The organism is Lentzea sp. NBRC 102530 (assembly GCF_030269365.1).
GTDB lineage: Bacteria > Actinomycetota > Actinomycetes > Mycobacteriales > Pseudonocardiaceae > Lentzea.
Window position 1 is genome coordinate 1 of the sequence record NZ_BSTF01000067.1, and the last position, 255, is coordinate 255.

Below are 255 nucleotides of genomic sequence, written 5' to 3' on the forward strand. Positions count from 1 at the left end.
TCGATGTCCATCACCGCGACTGGGCGCGTCACGCTGTCGCCACCAGCTTCTCGGCGAAGAGTGCATCCGCGTCGATGAGCTGCCGACGTCCGATGAACCGGCTTGTCACGAGCAGTCCTGCCTCGTGTGCTTCCTGTCCGGCATGGCTGTAGACCGCGTCCTTGATCACCCAGGGCGTCAGGCCGCGTTCGAACGCGTCACACGCCGTCTTCAGCACACAGGACTCCGTGGCGATCCCGACGATCACGATGTCGG

Annotated in this window: 1 protein-coding gene; it reads right to left on the reverse strand. The window is 64.3% G+C overall.

The features are described from left to right. Positions 1-28 precede the first annotated feature (28 nt). The coding region (locus tag QSK25_RS45310) for an isochorismatase family protein (protein ID WP_285647895.1) at positions 29-255 on the reverse strand (227 nt) is incomplete at its 5' end.